15 protein-coding genes are annotated in these 18,513 nt (G+C 34.7%); 5 read left to right on the forward strand and 10 right to left on the reverse strand.

Annotated features, from left to right (window positions below; translation table 11 throughout):
- The first annotated feature begins 225 nt into the window (after positions 1-225).
- Positions 226-954, forward strand: coding sequence for a dienelactone hydrolase family protein (locus tag J0M08_11505; GenBank protein MBN8703683.1), 729 nt, complete (start codon positions 226-228; stop codon positions 952-954).
- 6 nt (positions 955-960) lie between these two features.
- Here J0M08_11505 and J0M08_11510 read toward each other — a convergent pair whose 3' ends face one another.
- From J0M08_11510 to J0M08_11550, 9 genes are all read right to left on the reverse strand, one after another.
- On the reverse strand, positions 961-1,296 hold the full coding sequence (locus tag J0M08_11510; protein ID MBN8703684.1) for a nucleotide pyrophosphohydrolase: 336 nt from the start codon (positions 1,294-1,296) through the stop codon (positions 961-963).
- 84 nt (positions 1,297-1,380) lie between these two features.
- Complete coding sequence (locus J0M08_11515; protein MBN8703685.1) at positions 1,381-2,550, reverse strand: hypothetical protein; 1,170 nt, start codon at positions 2,548-2,550, stop codon at positions 1,381-1,383.
- The gene (locus J0M08_11520; protein ID MBN8703686.1) at positions 2,547-3,122 is read right to left on the reverse strand and encodes a sigma-70 family RNA polymerase sigma factor; all 576 of its coding nucleotides are present in this window, start codon (positions 3,120-3,122) and stop codon (positions 2,547-2,549) included. Before J0M08_11520 ends, J0M08_11515 begins: the two co-directional genes overlap by 4 nt.
- A gap of 39 nt (positions 3,123-3,161) precedes the next feature.
- Entirely contained in the window at positions 3,162-3,821 is a 660-nt protein-coding gene (locus tag J0M08_11525) for a gliding motility-associated C-terminal domain-containing protein (protein MBN8703687.1), read from the reverse strand.
- 107 nt (positions 3,822-3,928) lie between these two features.
- Positions 3,929-4,882 carry a PorP/SprF family type IX secretion system membrane protein gene (locus J0M08_11530; GenBank protein ID MBN8703688.1) on the reverse strand — a complete coding sequence of 318 codons (954 nt, stop codon included), beginning with the start codon at positions 4,880-4,882 and terminating at the stop codon, positions 3,929-3,931.
- A 63-nt stretch (positions 4,883-4,945) separates the two neighbouring features.
- Positions 4,946-5,398 carry a D-tyrosyl-tRNA(Tyr) deacylase gene (locus J0M08_11535; GenBank protein ID MBN8703689.1) on the reverse strand — a complete coding sequence of 151 codons (453 nt, stop codon included), beginning with the start codon at positions 5,396-5,398 and terminating at the stop codon, positions 4,946-4,948.
- A gap of 2 nt (positions 5,399-5,400) precedes the next feature.
- Positions 5,401-6,915 (reverse strand): 2,3-bisphosphoglycerate-independent phosphoglycerate mutase, encoded by a 1,515-nt coding sequence (locus J0M08_11540; protein MBN8703690.1) that lies wholly within the window; start codon positions 6,913-6,915, stop codon positions 5,401-5,403.
- 43 nt (positions 6,916-6,958) lie between these two features.
- Positions 6,959-7,333 carry a DUF559 domain-containing protein gene (locus tag J0M08_11545; protein MBN8703691.1) on the reverse strand — a complete coding sequence of 125 codons (375 nt, stop codon included), beginning with the start codon at positions 7,331-7,333 and terminating at the stop codon, positions 6,959-6,961.
- Positions 7,330-8,283, reverse strand: a complete 954-nt coding sequence (locus J0M08_11550; protein ID MBN8703692.1) for a two-component sensor histidine kinase — start codon at positions 8,281-8,283, stop codon at positions 7,330-7,332. Before J0M08_11550 ends, J0M08_11545 begins: the two co-directional genes overlap by 4 nt.
- A gap of 341 nt (positions 8,284-8,624) precedes the next feature.
- On the opposite strand from J0M08_11550, the gene J0M08_11555 reads away from it, so the two are divergent.
- From J0M08_11555 to dnaE, 4 genes are all read left to right on the forward strand, one after another.
- Entirely contained in the window at positions 8,625-10,355 is a 1,731-nt protein-coding gene (locus tag J0M08_11555) for a T9SS type A sorting domain-containing protein (GenBank protein ID MBN8703693.1), read from the forward strand.
- 251 nt (positions 10,356-10,606) lie between these two features.
- The gene (locus J0M08_11560) at positions 10,607-11,206 is read left to right on the forward strand and encodes an RNA polymerase sigma factor (protein ID MBN8703694.1); all 600 of its coding nucleotides are present in this window, start codon (positions 10,607-10,609) and stop codon (positions 11,204-11,206) included.
- On the forward strand, positions 11,193-12,782 hold the full coding sequence (locus J0M08_11565; GenBank protein ID MBN8703695.1) for a hypothetical protein: 1,590 nt from the start codon (positions 11,193-11,195) through the stop codon (positions 12,780-12,782). The genes J0M08_11560 and J0M08_11565 overlap by 14 nt, the downstream gene beginning before the upstream one ends.
- Positions 12,783-12,892: 110 nt before the next feature.
- Complete coding sequence (dnaE, locus tag J0M08_11570; GenBank protein ID MBN8703696.1) at positions 12,893-16,489, forward strand: DNA polymerase III subunit alpha; 3,597 nt, start codon at positions 12,893-12,895, stop codon at positions 16,487-16,489.
- A gap of 117 nt (positions 16,490-16,606) precedes the next feature.
- On the opposite strand, the gene J0M08_11575 is transcribed toward dnaE, so the two are convergent.
- On the reverse strand, positions 16,607-18,463 hold the full coding sequence (locus J0M08_11575) for a T9SS type A sorting domain-containing protein (GenBank protein ID MBN8703697.1): 1,857 nt from the start codon (positions 18,461-18,463) through the stop codon (positions 16,607-16,609).
- Positions 18,464-18,513: the final 50 nt, after the last annotated feature.

Raw genomic sequence — 18,513 nt, forward strand, 5'->3', positions numbered from 1 at the left:
TTTTTGATATACAGGAAAGGAATTTTTATTGTCAACTACCTTTACAACAAAATCAAAAACAAAAGGAGAGTGGATTGCGTGCTTGTTTTTTGATTCAAGCAAAAAGTGAATATATTTTTTGACTAGAAAAATTTTGCTCATTGTAGAAGCTAAGATAATTGATAAAATACAATATGGCTATTTTAATAATATTTAATACATTTATAATGAAACTACCACTTTGTTATGAAAAAATTTCTTACTTGTATTTGTTTTAGCTTTTTCTTGTTGGGTTTGAATGCGCAACAAAAAATTGAAATTCCCGGTGCGGATGGGATAAAGATTTCGGCTAGCATGTACACTGCAAATGATTCAATGCCATATATAGTTCTTTGCCATCAGGCGGATTATAGTAGAGGCGAGTACGCGGAAACAGCAAAAAAGTTGAATAAGTTGGGTTATAATTGCTTGGCGGTAGATTTACGATTGGGGCAAGAGATAAATGGAGTTGTAAATGAAACTGCGGCTGCTTACAAGAATGCAGGGAAGCAAGTGACTCACTTAGATGCGGAACAAGATATAATTGCAGCTATTGATTTTTTATATTTTACTAACGAAAGAAAAGTGATTTTAATGGGTAGCTCTTACTCTGCTGCATTGGCAATTAAAATAGGTTCGGTAAGCAATAAAGTAAAGGCAGTTATAGCTTACAGCCCAGGTGACTATTTAGGCACATCCATAAAACTAGAAGAAACTGCAAAATTATTTGACAAACCGATTTACTTAACCAGCAGTAAGGATGAGGTGTCTGGCGTAATTAGCATAACTAGAGAATTAAAATCGCAGAACAAAACTCAGTTTATTCCTAAAGGCAAGGGCGACCATGGTTCGAAAGTTTTATGGGACAGTTGTGCTGACTATCCGGAGTATTGGTATTCTTTAATTATGTTTTTAACAGAATTAAAAGCGCTCTAATTTCAGTTATTTACCGACTAGTTTTTTATTGGACTGGTGTCGAGTTTTATCTCTTTTTGTTTTTTTGTCTAAATTTTTCTTGAGTGCCTTTTCCAAATCTACACCGGTTTGATTGGCAATACAAATAATTACAAATAAGACATCAGCTAGCTCATCTGCCAATTTTTTATCTCTATCTTTCTTTTTGAATGATTGTTCTCCGTAGGTTCTAGAGATGATTCGGGCTACTTCGCCAACTTCCTCGGTAAGTATTGCCATATTGGTAAGCTCACTGAAATAACGAACTCCATATTTTTTTATCCAATCGTCTACTAGCTTTTGGGCATTTTGAATTGTAAGCATACTACCTAAATATTTATGCTAAATATACAGAGATTACAGCTTTATAAAACCTCTGCTTTCAGTTTAACTCTAAATAGACGAATATTATTTAACAATCGTAATTTGACCTGTTTGTTGAATATTGCTTTGAGTAGAGGATAATTCGTACACATACACCCCCATAGGCAGCGCTATGCCTTGTATATCATCTCCGGTCCATGTAAATGTGTTAGATGAAATAGTAGTTTGATAAACCACAACGCCAGTTCGGCCGTTTCTGATTCGTAATTGGACATCAAATCCGTTAAATCTATTGACAGGCACTTCCCAGTATTTTTGTTGTAATGGATAAAGAACATAGTTGCAATCTTGCTTATCTACTGTTTGGGAAACTACTTCGCTTTTGCAATTGCGGCTATCGCGAATACTAATTTTATATACACCATTCGCAAGATTTTCGAATCTACCAGACGAATAATAGTTCTTGCCGTTATCGATAGAATATTCGAAGGGTGCAAATGCATTTTGCGATTCTTGTGAAAGTGTTATAATTCCATTTTGCTGAGATTGGCAACTACTTATTACATCGATAACCGGTGTAATTTGAACTCCATCGCACACGTTTTTTTCGTTATTGCTATTTTCATTTGCAACAGGAACGTTAGTTTTGTTAGACTCCGCACTATTACTTTGCGCACTACTTGTTTGACTGTAATTGTTAGAGTTGTTAGGTTTAGAGGGTTCATCCTTTCTAGTTACGGGAGCCTGTTCATCCAATTTAGCCTCCTCCTTTTTTTCAGGCGAGGGTTCTATTGTTTTACTACTTGAAGAAATTTTCTTCTCGGACACAATTGTGTTTTGTGTTTCAGGACTTAGCTCATGTGAAGTGGTTACAGAACTGTCTTGTGTAGCAATTTCAGTTTGTGAATTTTTAATTGCTGGCTGTACGATCGAATTAGGCTCTGTTTGTCGATTACTGTTTTTATATACCAAAACAAAAGTTGTAAAAAGTGCTACGATAGCTGCAATGGAAAGAATTCGTCTGCCATTTAGTTTTGATGGCTTGGTATTGTTTGAATGAATTTGTGCTAGTTGTTGTTTAATATTAACGAGTGCGTTATCTACTATAATGTTATTTGCGGCTTGATGCGCATCAAACTCTGCCTTAAAATCAGCATCGCTGACGATTCTTTTTTCGACCTCCAATTTCTCTTGAGGTGTTAGGTCGTTATCGAGATAACGCTCTATTAAATCGTATGTAGTATTATCTATCATGAATATAAAAATTCTTTTAGGTGCTGATTTTCTTTAACTAATTGAATTAATCGCTGCTTGCATTTATAGTTTTTTGTTTTTGCAGTATCGGCATTACTAAAACCCATTTTTTGACTTATATCCTCCATAGACATTTTATTAAAAATGCTATACGTAAGTAGCTCCTTGCATCGTTCGCCTAGCATAGCAAGAATCTCTTGTATTTTTAAAGCTCGCTCTTTACTTACAGTTTGCGTGTATGCATCGGCTCCGTCAAATTGAACATCGGTATGATTTTCTATATTTCCCACTAATCTGTTTTTTTGTTTTGCTCTATTAATCCACAAGTTTCTGCTAATGCTGTATATAAACCCTGTTACACTATTTCCCTCTTTAAACTGCCCGGCAAGAACATATTTATAAAACGCAACTACTGCATCTTGAAAAATATCTTGAGCTTCATCTTCATCCCCATTATTTTGAAGAACCAGTGACTTTACCTTTGGCTTAGCAACTTTGTACAAATGCGTTAATACACTCTCTGAATTACCTGATTTAATTGCCAACAGTATGTCTTGATCTGTATAACCCATTTACCAATATTCTATTTTATTTCTGTTGTATTAAAATTATTATCTGATCACGGTTATATGCGTAGTTTGATTTGTTTGCTTATTTATTGCGATATAAAAGCCCATTGGGACAATTGTACCTGTTCCATCTTTTCCGTCCCAAATTCCGCTACCCACCAAACGTCTAACCAATCTTCCATCGCGATTAAAAATATCAATCATTTCTTCGACACCACCTGTAAAGCAGGAGAGTAGTGTTACATCATCTTTACCATCGTCATTAGGAGTAATTACAGAAATAGCAGGAGGAACACTTAAACTATCATTACAATCGACAAGAATGCTTTCACATATTATTCCACAAACAAAGCCAAAAGTATCTGTAGCTATTAAACACACGCTATACGTGGCAACAGCGGGGAATTCATAAGAGAAATTAGTAGAATAATATTTTGTTGTATCGTTTGATATATTCCAGTATGCATCTTGATAGTTAGATGTATTTTCAAAATTAGCTACCCTACAATTTAAACTATAAGAAAAGGTAGGAGTGCATGTTGATGAAATAAGAGCCGACTTATACGAAGCCGCAGAATCGCTCTCTTCCAAAAAGGCATAACCAGAATTGCTGTTGCCGGCAAATGGAAGCGGCAAAGCAACCAGCGTAGCCATTTTAGCTATCAGCATAATTGTAATTATTATTTTTGCACTTGTTTTCATTTTACAATTTTCAAATATCAAATAAACTATTTTCCTTTATTCGAGTCCTTTTTAAAGTACTACATAACTACTAAGCAAAAGTAACCCCCATTTCCATTTTTATTTCATCAAAAAGTAGGACAATCAGCAGCACCCGACTTTGGTGCAGCCGCTGAATCTCCCTTACCAAATAAATAACGCACCATAATTTCGTATGCCTGTGTGTTTGTTCTTGTATTTGATAGTTGAGGCATAAAATATGCGAAATCTATCGACAATCTGTTTGTTTTACCGTTTTGAGGAATTGGAATGTTCTGAATGCCGGCAAATCCATAAAATCCTTCTCGCAAGTCGTAACCACCACCAAAAGAAACCATTTTTTTAATCAGCAATAAGAAAGATGCCCCAATATTTACTTTTTGAAGGTAAGGATTGATTAGGGCTGGGGTAAATTTAGCGAATACAGAAGGTGTGATGCTAAATGATTCGTTTACAATAAAATCGTGTTCGCCTAGTAAATAAAAGTGCCTATTTAGATGTATCACTTGATCTACCGGTCGGGCTTTAGTATTTGTGTATTGATTTATTGACAATCCAATCCGAGTTGTTGACGAATACAGCATTACACCGCCATTTCCGTCTATAGTAGAAGCTGATGCTCCGGCTGCATAATCTGTTGGCTTAACGCTAAAATTATACAACCCAAACGACAGCCCTGCTGAAAAAAACCATGTGTCATTTATTTTTTGGTGTCGAGAGAATGAGAGATGCGCTCTGTTTCTACTTAAAACAGGACCTTCTCTATCGCTATAAAAATCTATACCGATAGAATTAAACCCATTATTCTTTTTCATTATTCGAAAAAAAGCGGAAAAAGCAGAAGTGAATACGCCCCCAAAACTATTGCTATTTCTCCGGCTAAAGGCATACAACTCGACATCGGAACGAATACAACCTTTTGCAGGATTGATTTGAGGATTGTAGAAATATTGACCAAAATGTACAGGTAGCTCAGAAACAATCGGCTGAGAATACAACCGACCAAAAATAAAAATTACAAGTAGCGTAAAAAATATTCGCATTCTTGGGTTGCTAGCTATCGTATTACACTTGTAATTTAGAAAAGTAACCCCTTTTAACAAAATTTATTCTCTATTCTTAGAATCTATACTAATAGTTACTGGGCCATCATTAACTAAAGAGATTTTCATATCGGCACCGAATTGACCGGTAGCAATATTTTTATCAAATTGAATTTCTAGTTCATTAATAAATTTTTCGTACATAGGTATTGCAAAATCGGGCTTAGACGAGCGAATATAAGAAGGTCGATTTCCCTTTTTAGTACTTGCATATAATGTAAACTGAGAAACAACAAGTATTTCGCCCGAGATGTCTTTTACGCTTAAATTCATGATTCCATCGGCATCATCAAATATACGAAGATGAACGATTTTGGAACAAAGCCATTGAATATCTTCAATAGTATCGGAATCTTCTATACCAACAAGTATTACCAATCCTTTTCCAATAGAAGATTTTATATTAGCTTCGATTTCAACAGAAGCAGAGGAAACTCTTTGAATAACAACTCTCATTTTTATACTAATGCAACCCCATCCATTTGTTTAGGTGGGGTAATATTCATCAATTTTAAAATAGTTGGGGCAATGTCTGCCAAGCGGCCATTACTAATGCTTTTATAATCTTTATCAATTAAAATACATGGAACAGGATTAGTAGTATGCGCTGTATTGGGAGAGCCATCGTCATTAACCATGTAATCTGCATTTCCATGATCGGCAATGATAATAAATGAATATCCAGATTGAATTCCTGCATTTACAATTCTTTCCAAACAAGAATCCACCGTTTCAACTGCTTTTACAACAGCGTTGTAATCGCCTGTATGACCTACCATATCGGCATTAGCAAAATTCAAGCAAATAAAATCTGCTTCTGCTTTTTGAAACTCCGGCAAAATGGCTTCTGTTAGTTGCATTGCACTCATTTCGGGTTGCAAATCATACGTTGCAACTTTAGGAGATGGAATTAGTATTCTTTTTTCGCCTAGAAATTCTTGTTCTCTGCCACCCGAAAAGAAAAATGTAACGTGTGGATATTTCTCTGTTTCGGAAATTCGAATTTGAGTTTTGTTATTCTTCTCCAACACCTCGCCTAATGTCATTTCTAAATCATCTTTATCAAAAACTACTTGTACTTTTTTGAATGTTGCATCGTACTTTGTCATTGTAACATAATGCAACGGCATGGCTTTCATTTGAAATTCGGGCATATCCATTTGCGTTAACACTTGTGTTATTTCACGACATCTATCGGTTCGAAAATTATAACAAAATACAACATCGTTTTCTTGGATTAGAGCAATTGGATTACCTGAATTGTCAACACGTACAAGCGGTTTAATAAATTCATCTGTAACATTGTTAGCATAAGCATCTTTAATTGAACTCAGGATGTCTTTAGTCTTCTCGCCTTCTCCTTTTACTAACAAATTATATGCTAATTTTATTCGTTCCCATCTTTTATCTCTGTCCATAGCATAGTAGCGACCAATAAGAGAGGCTATCTTACCTCCTACCCTTTCTAAATGGCTTTGAAGTTTTGACACATACTCATAGCCGCCTTTTGGGTCAGTATCTCTGCCGTCTGTAAATACATGTACAAAAAACCGAACTCCTTTTTCAGAAGCCATGGAACATAATTTATGTAAATGTTCTTGATGCGAATGCACACCTCCATCAGACAACAACCCCATGAAATGAACGGCCTTATTACTCTTTAAAGCATACTCAAAAGCTTCATTGATAACTACATTTTCATCAAAAACTCCTGTTTCAATTGCATTATTCACTTTCTCTAAATCCTGAAAAACGATTCTTCCCGCACCAATATTTAAGTGACCAACCTCGGAGTTACCCATTTGTCCATGCGGCAAACCAACATCCTTTCCGGAAGTTTTGAGTGTTGAATTAGGATAATTTTTAATTAAGTCTTTGTAAAATGGAGTATTTGCGTTTGCAATTGCATCTGATTTAGAGCCATTGCCAATGCCCCAACCATCGAGTATAATAAGCGCTGTTTTTTTTGTCATATGCTTCTTTTTAATTCCCCCTTTGAAGGGGGGAAGGAGGATGTTACAATAATTTTAATTGTTCAATTTTATTTTCGACCGCACGAATAACATCATTCATATTTTTCTTTACTTCTGCATCCTTAAAGCGAATAAAATTAACGCCAAAAGATTCTAATCTACTTTGCCTTATACTATCATTCTCCGAAACATCAGAAAGACTATGAGTATTGCCATCAATTTCAATGGCTAGAAATAGTTCATGGCAGTAAAAATCGACAATATAATTATCAATAGGAACTTGGCGATGAAACTCAACTCCTAACCATTTATTCTTAATTTGCTTCCACAAAAGGACTTCCGACAAGACACCTTGTTTTCGAAGCTGCCTAGCAAGTTCTTTTAATTTAAAATTATATGGAATAATTGTGTTTTTCATTTTACATCCCCCGCCCTTCGGGCACCCTCTTCAAAGGGGGAATTATTAAATGCTATTTCAAATATAGTTCCTTCAGGAGTATTATTTTTTATTGCAATCGTTGCACTATGCTGCTCTACTAAACTTTTTACTATATACAAGCCCAAACCGGTTCCTTTTGTGGTACGAGTTAGCTCATTGCCTATTCGATAAAATTTCTCAAACACCTTACTATGTTCTTCTGTAGGAATACCAATTCCTTGATCCGCAACGGTAAGAACAACTAAATTATCAATCATTTTCAAACTCAGTTGAACAACTTTATTAGGAGGCGAGTACTTTATTGCATTCTCTATTAAATTAACAACAATGCTGTAAATACTATGTTTATCGACAACAGCAAACGTATTTTCATCAATATTTACCTCTATCTGATTCCTATTCTCATTATAAACTGCTGAAGTTTTCAAAATACTTTGTATGTATTCTGAAAGATTAATTCTTTCTAGCGACAATGAAAAATTGTTGTTGTCAATACGAGCAGAAAATAAAATATTTTCAATCAATGCATTTAAACGTTCGGTTTCTACTAATCCACTTTGCAATAGCGCTTTTTGCTTTTCCTTTTCAATATCTCTTAGGACAAGTGTTTCGAGCAATAATTTTATAGAAGCTAAAGGCGTTTTTAGTTCGTGGGTAACCGACAACATAAAATTTTGCTGCTGTATAGTTAGTTGATATTCCTTTTGAATGTTTTTATGGATTTTTCTGACGCCTAAAAATAACAGCAGCAAAAACACACTGCCTTCTCCAATAATCATTAGCCATCGCCTATTTAGCTCTAACGGATTGGAATATATCCTACTATTTAATTCGAACAATAAAAATGCCCACCAAACAAATTGAAACACAACATAAGCAACCAATACATAAAATAAAATGAGTGTTTTGGATTGGTTGGTATTTTTCATAGCAATTACAACTCTTGCAAAGGTAATGAATTTAGAACTGCAATTTTGTTAGAAAACAAACATGAAAATATTTTCAGGAGCAAGCAGCGTTTGTAGGGATTGAGATGTCTATATATGTAAAGGCGCCAAATTCCATACAAATAAAAAAATGATTAATAATAATTTAAAAAAATGAAAACAATAAAAGCACAAAGATCATCGAAAGAAAAATTAATTAGCGCATTCACATTATTGGTTCAACTAATTGCACTACTTGTATTTATTAACTTCATTATCCAAGCTTTCTCGCACTGACAAATCAAACAACTAAAAAAAATAATTAACCTAATACCACAAAAACTATGAAATATTCAATAACACACATCATACTATTTTTTGCAGTAAACACTTTCTTAGCTCAGACTCCCAATTGGCATTGGGCCAAAAGCGCCTCTGGTAATTTTACGGAAGAAATATTGACCACGGTTACAGATAACCAAGGTAATGTAATTGCTGCCGGTTTTTTTGAAGATGCAAGTATTACCTTCGGAACGACTACCCTAACAAATTCTCACACTAGCCACTGCGATATTTTTATTGTAAAGTATGACACAAACGGAACAGTTTTATGGGCAAAAAGCTTTGGAGGAAATGCTTGGGACGATGTACATTCAATAACTACAGATGCAGCAAACAACATCATAGTAGTGGGAGGATTTAACAGTTCAACTATTGGACTCGGTGCTACAACGCTATCCAATTCTGATGTGCCCTCTCATGACCTTTTCATTGCAAAATACGATACCAATGGAAATCTGTTATGGGCAAAAAGCTTTGGAGCACAAGATGATGACTATGGCACATCCGCTGCAATTGACGGAATGAATAACATATTTGTGTCCGGAACTTTCGAAAACACACAACTAGTATTCGGGGCAAACACAACAATATATAATACAAATAGTAACGGCAGTGCTGATATTTTTATTGCAAAATTTGACTCTGCCGGAAACATTATATGGGCGCAAGCTATTGGAGGTAGCTCAAATGATGAAGTAATGTCAATAACATGTGATTTAAATGGCAATGTATATATTGCGGGGCAATATGCGGGAGCAAGTATTTCAACAGGATCTATAACAACAACAAACACTAGCTATACGGGCATAGGATACTCAGGTTTTATAGCCAAATACAGCACAAATGGAACCCCACTTTGGGCAGAAAGTGTTATAGGAGGTGGTAATTTATTTGGAAGCGGATTAAACAACATTAAAGCAGATACATCCGGAAATATTTTTGTTACAGGAGGATATTATAATGCATCAATAACTATAGGCGGACTAACCATTAGTAATACAGATCTTTCAGGAAATACATCTGATGCATTCATTGCTAAATACAGCCCAACTGGCAATATAAAATGGATAAAAAACCTTACAGGATCGGACAATGAAGGAATTTCATCTATAGCAGTAACAACAAAAGGAGAAGTTATTGTTTTAGGATTTTTTATGGGTGCAAGTTATACAGACGGTACTACCTCGTTAAACAATACAGATGCCACAGGTATAAGTACAGATTTATTTATCGAAAAGTTTGACACCAATAGTAGTCCCCTTTGGTTAATTAGCGCTGGCGGTAATTATTTTGATTATCCTTATTCAATATCTACAGATCTAACAGGAAATATTTATGCTGCTGGGAGTTTTGCTAGTCCTTCTATACTTTTCGGAACAACTCAACTTTACAACTCCAATAGTACTGCCTTTACAAATCCAGATTTATTTATAGTTAAATTGAGCAATAGTAATTATATAGCATCTGTTCCTGCCATCAGTAAAAACAACTATAGTGTTTATCCCAATCCAGCAACCGAAAGCTTGTGCTTAAAAACAAATGAAGTTCTAAATGGAGAGGTAACAATAGAAATTATAAACAATAACGGACAGACGGTAAAAAGAGAACAAACAACCAATTTAGATACATATTCCATTAATATTAGCAACTTGATAAATGGCGTTTACTCCATAAAAGCAACTAATGGAAATAAAGTATTGAACCAAAAATTTGTAAAACTGAACAACAACTAAAACAAACAGCAAGGCGAGCAAATTTTAAAGGATATTCGGGTGAAAACAATAAAATTACTCGCCTTGCTTAATGCATAAAAGCTTGGCAGCAAGAGAATTAAAAAATATTTTTAAAACAAAGCAGCGTTTTAAAGAATTCTGTTGTCTTTATGTGTGTATTGGCGAATTCCAACTTAAAAGTGAAATAGGAAGTTCATACAAGAAGGTTTAAATTCGCAAAACAAAGAAATAACCACAAAGAAGAATAGTAAATGTTCTTTAAAAAAGAAGTAAATACAGAACAAGAGCTGATAAAAAGGTGTATAGCCGGGTCAGAAAAGCACTGCAAAGAGCTTTTTGAGAGTTATTATGGCAAGCTACTAAACTGCTGTTTACGCTATTCCACAAACGAAGACGAAGCGAAGGATATGCTACAAGAAGGCTTTATACGAATATTTCAAAACTTATCGAAATTCTCCTTTGACGGATCTTTTGAGGGCTGGCTTAAGCGAATTGTAGTAAACACGGCTATTAATTATAATAAGAAGTATGTTTACAATTCAAAAATAAATTACTATGACAATGACGATATTGGATATTTGGAAGGACAAAGTGTTGCTGTAATTATTGAAGAAAATGCCTTGGATAAATTTTATGCACAAGATATACTAAGTGCAATTCAAAGCTTATCTCCAATATATAGAATGGTATTTAATATGGCAGCCATAGAAGGATATTCACATAAAGAAATTGCAGAAGAGTTAAGTATTACAGAAAGCACATCGAGGTCTAACTTAGCAAAGGCAAAAATTAAATTAATTGGGTTACTAGAAAAAAAAAATGAAAAAAAATTAGTTCATGAAGCTGTTTAACGAGAATAGTTTTGACAAATTTTTGAAGGATGGATTAAGTAATCTTCCTGAACATAAACCTAGTTCTTCTGATTGGGACAAGATGAGAGGCGCGCTAATCAATAAGAAAATATTTTTATTTAACCGAAGCTACAAATCAAAAACAGTAAAACTGTTTTTTTATAGCATATCAATAATTTGCACTGTAGCTGTACTTATATATTTAAATACAGCCGAAAAGATCTCGACAATTATAAAATTAGATGGCGTAGAGATTAGTTCAGAAAAATCAGTTCTACCGAATGTCCGCAATTCATCAACTAATGAACCTTTAAGAAAAGACATTACATACAACCAAAAACAAGAAGATAAACGAATTTATACTGAGAATGAAAGTAGTATAATCTCTTCTACAATTAATAAATCAAACAAAGAGAACAGTGCAATAGAAAATAGAATTTACAACAATCGAAACACAACAGAGCCGGTAATGAATAAGGAGTATTTTGAATACACAAAAGAAACAACATTTACCAATAAAAAAACACAACAAATGGCTCAAAAAACAGATAAACTAACCAATAAACATAACTATACTAACAATACTAAAACTATACAAAATAAAATAAGTTACAATGCCAATAAATTAAAATCGAGCTATTTAAACAAAAGCAGCAGAGAAAATCAAGAGAATTATACGCAAAAAACTAACAATTCTTACTCAGCCGATAATGCTTTATATGCATTTGCAAAACGAGAATTTTCACAAATAAATTTCTTATTGGCAGACAGTTCCATTTTATCCGATTCTATAATACCAATTTTCCCTCTTGAAATACCGCCTCATCAAAAAAAACATAAATGTGAGTTTAGTATTGGCGTTGTTTTAGGTGGAGGTAACACTTTTTTAACAAACAAACTACAAGCCCCCCGTGTAATAGAAAGTAAACAATCCAACATTCCATATTATAACATGGGACTAATAATAAATTCAGATATTGGTTCTAGACTTTCGATTTCTTCAGGTATTTTATTACAACAACTAAATCCATTAAAAGAAAAAATAGTAAAAACAGAAATAGATAGAACTACCTATTTTTCCACATCTACAATGGACATAACTTACTTTGAACAAAAAATGAACATCTCGAAGAATATATTAATAATATATATTCCGGTAAATCTAAAATTCAATTACTATACAAATAAAAAATACAGTTTCTTTATCGGAGCCTTTTCTCTTATAGATATTGGAGGAACTAACAACAGACCTAAAGACCCTACACTAGAGGAGTTTCTTATATCACCCAATCAAACTATGGTTGATAACTGGGTTACAACGAGCAGCCAAGACTGGGAATCTAGAACCTACCAAGCCAACCTACCGCTTCTTGGTATTAATACCGGCTTAAAACATCAGTTAAAAAACAAAAAAATTCACCTTGGTTATGAGCTTACGTATTTCATAAATGGATTTAACAACTATAGATTTTCTATTTCCGAGTCTTATACAAGCTCCGATGCAAGTTTAAACTCTGTAAATAAATTTAGCTCTTTAGGATTAAACGTATCATTACTATACAAACTAGGGAAATAAGTACTTTTTATCTATAACAGATGGAAATAATACCTCTCAAAACTTTTCAACACCTCTAGCTCAACTGCCCGATTTGCCTTATTTTTAGCACAAATTTTAATTGTAGGGAGATGAGCCAATTTTCGCATTTGCATGTGCACACACAATTTTCGTTATTAGATGGTGCCGCAGGAATATCCGATTTATATAAAAAAGCTGTTAACAATAACATGCCGGCCTTGGCTATTACCGATCATGGCAATATGTTTGGTGTTTTTAAGTTTGTTGCAGAAGCCAATAAATACAATACTCCGGAGAATCCAAATAAAATAAAACCAATAGTAGGTTGCGAATTTTATTTGGTAGAAGACAGACACAAACGCCAATTTACAAAAGAGGCAAAGGATGTCCGCTGCCACCAATTGTTTCTAGCAAAAAATGCCGAAGGATATAAAAATTTGGTAAAGCTTTGTTCGTTGGGCTATATAGAAGGGTTATATGGTAAATACCCTCGTATAGACAAAGAATTAATTTTACAATACCATAAAGGCTTAATTGCCACTACATGTTGCCTTGCAGCCGAAGTACCAAGAACAATTCTGAGAAAAGGAGAGGCCGAAGCAGAAAAAGTTTTTAAATGGTGGCTCGATTTATTTGGAGAAGATTATTATGTAGAGTTGCAAAGGCACGACATTCCTGATCAAAACATAGTAAACGAAGTTTTGTTAAGATTTGCAGCAAAATATAATGTAAAAGTTATTGCCTCCAACGATTCGCATTACGTAAACCAAGAGGATTCGAATGCTCACGACATTTTACTTTGTATAAATACCGGAGAAAAGCAAAGTACTCCTTCTGCTAAAGATTTTGGCGATGAAGATGGTGCTTCGCAAAAAGGAAAACGTTTTGCTTTTTTTAACGACCAGTTTTATTTTAAAACCACCGAGGAAATGAGCGCACTTTTTAGCGATGTTCCTCAAGCCATTGACAACACAAACGAAATTGTAAGTAAAATAACACCGTTAAAACTAAAACAAGACATTCTACTTCCACACTTTCAAGTACCAAAAGAATTTACATCTCAAGACGAATATTTAAAGCACATAACCTACGAAGGTGCCAAACAAAGATACAAAGAGCTTACTCCCGAAATTGAAGAACGAATAAACTTCGAATTATTTACCGTTAAAACAATGGGGTTTGCAGGCTACTTCTTAATTGTAGCCGATTTTATAAAAGCAGGCAGAGATATAGGTGTATTTGTTGGTCCGGGCAGGGGCTCGGCTGCAGGCTCGGCTGTTGCCTATTGCATCGGCATAACAAACATTGATCCGATAAAATACAATTTACTATTTGAGCGTTTTTTAAATCCGGATCGTAAGAGCATGCCCGATATTGATACTGATTTTGATGATATCGGTCGCCAAAAAGTTATTGACTATGTAGTTGACAAATACGGCAAAAACCAAGTTGCGCAAATTGTAACCTATGGCACCATGGCTGCCAAAATGAGTATAAAAGATGTGGCACGCGTAATGGACTTGCCTTTGCAAGAAGCAAATATTTTAGCGAAATATGTTCCGGAAAAGCCGGGAATAGAACTTAACAGAGTTATAAACGCTCCACTTACGGGAGACAAAAGCTTAAAAGAGGTTGAAAACATTGATGGAGAAGATTTAGAAGGCGTAAAAAAATTACGAGAAATTGCCAAAGGAAATGATTTACAGGCAAAAGTTTTAAAAGAAGCTCTAATACTTGAAGGTTCTGTAAGAGGCACAGGCATTCATGCTGCGGGCATTATCATTGCCCCAAAAGATTTAACAGAAATTATTCCTGTTGCCACCTCCAAAGAAACACAATTACTTATTACACAATATGACGGAAAAGTAATTGAAGATTCCGGTGTAATAAAAATGGACTTTTTAGGATTAAAGACACTTACCATTCTGCGCGATGCATTGCAGCTTATAAAACAAAACCACGGTGTTGATATTAATCTAGACACCATTCCGCTAGACGACAAAAAAACATTTGAACTATACCAAAAAGGCGATACCAACGGCACTTTCCAGTTTGAATCGGCCGGAATGCAAAAATATTTGAAGGAATTAAAACCCGATAAATTTGAAGATTTAATTGCTATGAACGCCTTGTACCGACCAGGGCCTATAGCCTATATTCCTAATTTTATTTTGCGTAAACACGGGAAAGAAGCGGTAGCATACGACTTACCGCAGATGGAAGAACACCTAAAAGAAACATATGGTATTACCGTGTATCAGGAACAGGTGATGTTGCTCTCGCAAAAGCTTGCCAATTTTAGTAAAGGAGATGCCGATGTATTGCGTAAAGCCATGGGAAAGAAAGACAAGGCTACGCTAGATAAAATGAAAAGCAAATTTATTGAGGGTGTGACTAAGAATGGATTGGATGCAAAAACCTGCGAAAAAGTTTGGCACGACTGGGAAGCCTTTGCACAATACGCTTTTAACAAATCGCATTCTACGTGCTATGCTATGGTAGCATTTCAAACTGCCTACTTAAAAGCCCACTACCCTGCGGAATACATGGCATCGGTGCTTACTCATAACCTGAGCAACATCGACAAGATTACTTTCTTTATGGAGGAGAGTAAACGTATGGGCGTATCTGTTTTAGGTCCTGATGTAAACGAGAGTGAGTATCATTTTTCTGTAAATAAAAAGGGCGATGTTCGCTTTGGATTAGGTGCTATTAAAGGAGTTGGAGAATCTGCAGTAATAAGCATTGTAGACGAACGCAAACTAAATGGACCCTATCTTTCTATTTTTGATTTAGTAAAACGTATCAATTTGCGTGCAGCAAATAAAAAAACATTTGAAAGTTTAGCCTATGCCGGAGGCTTCGATTCATTTACAGAAATGCATCGCGCTGATTATTTTTGCCCGGAAAAAGAGGGCGGCACGTATTTAGAAAAAATTATTCGTTGGGGTGCTGCTACACAAGAAAGCAAAACACAAGTATCAAACTCGTTATTTGGCGATGGAGAAGAAGGCACACAAATACCCGAACCTACTAAACCAAGCACAGAGCCTTGGGGAGCATTGGAAAAATTAAAACACGAACGAGATGTAATTGGATTTTATATTTCGGGGCATCCGCTAGATAATTACAAAATTGAGATGCAAAGCTATTGTCAGCATACTGTAGCTGATCTAAAAAACAATTTACCAGGTTTGCGAGGAAAAGATATTTCTATTGGTGGAATGATTATTGCAGCCAATCATCGTATTTCAAAAAACGGAAAACCATTTGGCAGCTTTACATTTGAAGATTATAACGATTCGCACGAACTTGTATTGTTTGGAGAAGATTATGTAAAATTTAAAGCTTTCCTGAGTCAAGGATATTTTCTTTATATAAAAGGAAAAGTACAAGAACGCTTTCATCAACCCGATCTATTAGAATTTAAAGTACAAAGCATTCAACTGCTTTCTGAGCTGAGAGATAAGCTAACCAAAAGTCTTACCATTTCCATTCCTGTACCTAAAGTATCAGACGATTTAATTCAAAAAATTGGAGAAACATTAAAAGCATTTCCAGGCAATTGCCAACTGCGTTTTAGTTTAGTTGACATGGAAGAAAACTACGTAGTAGAAATGCCATCTAAAAAAACAAAGGTATCGCCAAGTAATGAGTTGTTAAATGTGTTAGGGGAAATTGCAGAGATATCATACAAATTAAATTAAAACAAGATTAGAGAGCTTAATAACTAAGCTCTCTAATCTTGTTTTACAAGTTCATTCACAAAAAAACGTCATGTTGGCATTCAATTTACAACATGACGTTTTTACTCCAGCACTATTTTAGTTACCAGTCTTTACAAACTTCTTTTGCACTAAATTTAGTCCGTTGCTTATGTTCAGCAAATAGATTCCATTTGGCAATGTTGAAGTTGGAATTTCAAAGTTTGGTGTTTCTGAAGTTAATTGTAGCATCTTTTGTCCGTTAAGATTATATACCTCAGCATTCACTATACCTTCCATTTCACCAGCAATAGCTACATTCACATTTGTAACAACCGGGTTTGGATAAATAGTTGCATCTAATGCAGTAGCGTCTGTGGCAGTAATATCATTTTTATATGCATTACTATTATTCTCGTCCATTTGATCAAGCGGAGACAAGGCGCTTCCAGATAAATTATACCTGCACATAATACTTGCATTATCACCATTTACATTTATAATTGGAGAAGCCCCAGTAACTTGCAACTTATACTTGCCTAAGTTAGCATAGGCTGTTATTATAAGACTGTTCTTTAAAGGCATTAATTTACAATCTGTTAGAGATGCGTATTGCCCAGACGTTTTAGCAATTCTATTCTTCCACTTTAGAACAAAAGTATTACCAGTTGGCTTATATTTTGCCATGAACAAATCCGCCCCCATTGGATATGCCATATAAACATTCCCTTTTGAATCTAACGAAGAACTAAAACTCCAATAGCCCCAATCAGTAGATGGCAAAGATTTAGTCTCTTTGTAAGCAGATTGAAAAGCACCGTATTTAGAGTATTTAGCAATATATGGAACAATGCTATCTCCAATTGCTTTAAACTTTGCAGTTGAATTAAACTGTATTTCTTGTCCCGTATGAAGTATCCCTGTAAAAATTACTGAACCATCTAAATTTGCATATGCTTTGGGTTCTAGGAAATAAACTACATCCGTGTTTACTAAAGTATGCCAAGCATAAGCCATGGTTGCATGATACTTTATAATAATTGGATATCTTTTAGAATCCGTAAGTGTTGAGTTTTGAATTTTTTTAATTGGCGAAAAGCCGTCTAAGTCAATGCCATCCGTATTTCCGGCTCCTTTTACATATACTCCGCTTAAAATAATATTCTTGCTTTTATCGCAAGAAACATTTGTAATATTTATATCATTGCCAACAGCAGCAACAACAATATGGTTAACATACTTTAAATTTATATCATACTTAACCAACAACAAATCGTTTTCACCAACTACAGCTAATTTAACTCCTGCTGTAGGATCCAAATCATATGTTTGGTATTGATCAGACCAATTTTGAAAAACGGCCACAAGAGAACCATTTACATCTGTTGTAAGTGCATGAACTGCAAGATTTGAACTAGTTCCCACATTCTTAGGTTTAATTAATGCTGGTTGTGCAGTTGTAGCAACACCTAATTCATTTATTCTATAAATAAAAACATCCATGCTAATATTTTCATCGGTAGACGCATTTACAGATGTTACAACAGCACCATTGTTATAGCTTATTTTCCCGGCAAATCCACCAACCACATAAACCCCTTTTGTCTTACCAATAGGAGTTATTTTCAACTTATCTGAAAAAGTATGATAATATGAATGCGACTTGAATTCGTTTGCCCATAAATATTTTCCAGTAGTTGCATCATAGCAAGAAATTACATTCCCCTTTCTATTTGTCTTAGCAGCAGATTGATCGTAATCGATACTTTCATCCCAAGAATTTGAAGTTCTATAAATTCTGTTTGAGAGTGTATCCAATACAGATTCACTTTCAACCGACTCTTCATATACTGTATGAAATCCGGCATGACCAAAATTCGCATTCCATGCGACAGTCGATTGAGATAGAACATTAGAAATGTTTCCTACGGCAAATAGTGCTACAATAGCCGCAATTGTTTTTGTTTTTGCTTTCATTTTTATTGGTTAGGTTAGTTAAACATGAGCTAAAAAATGACATTAACATT

The sequence above is a fragment of the Bacteroidota bacterium genome, assembly GCA_017303975.1.
In the GTDB taxonomy this organism is placed as follows: Bacteria; Bacteroidota; Bacteroidia; order JAFLBG01; family JAFLBG01; genus JAFLBG01.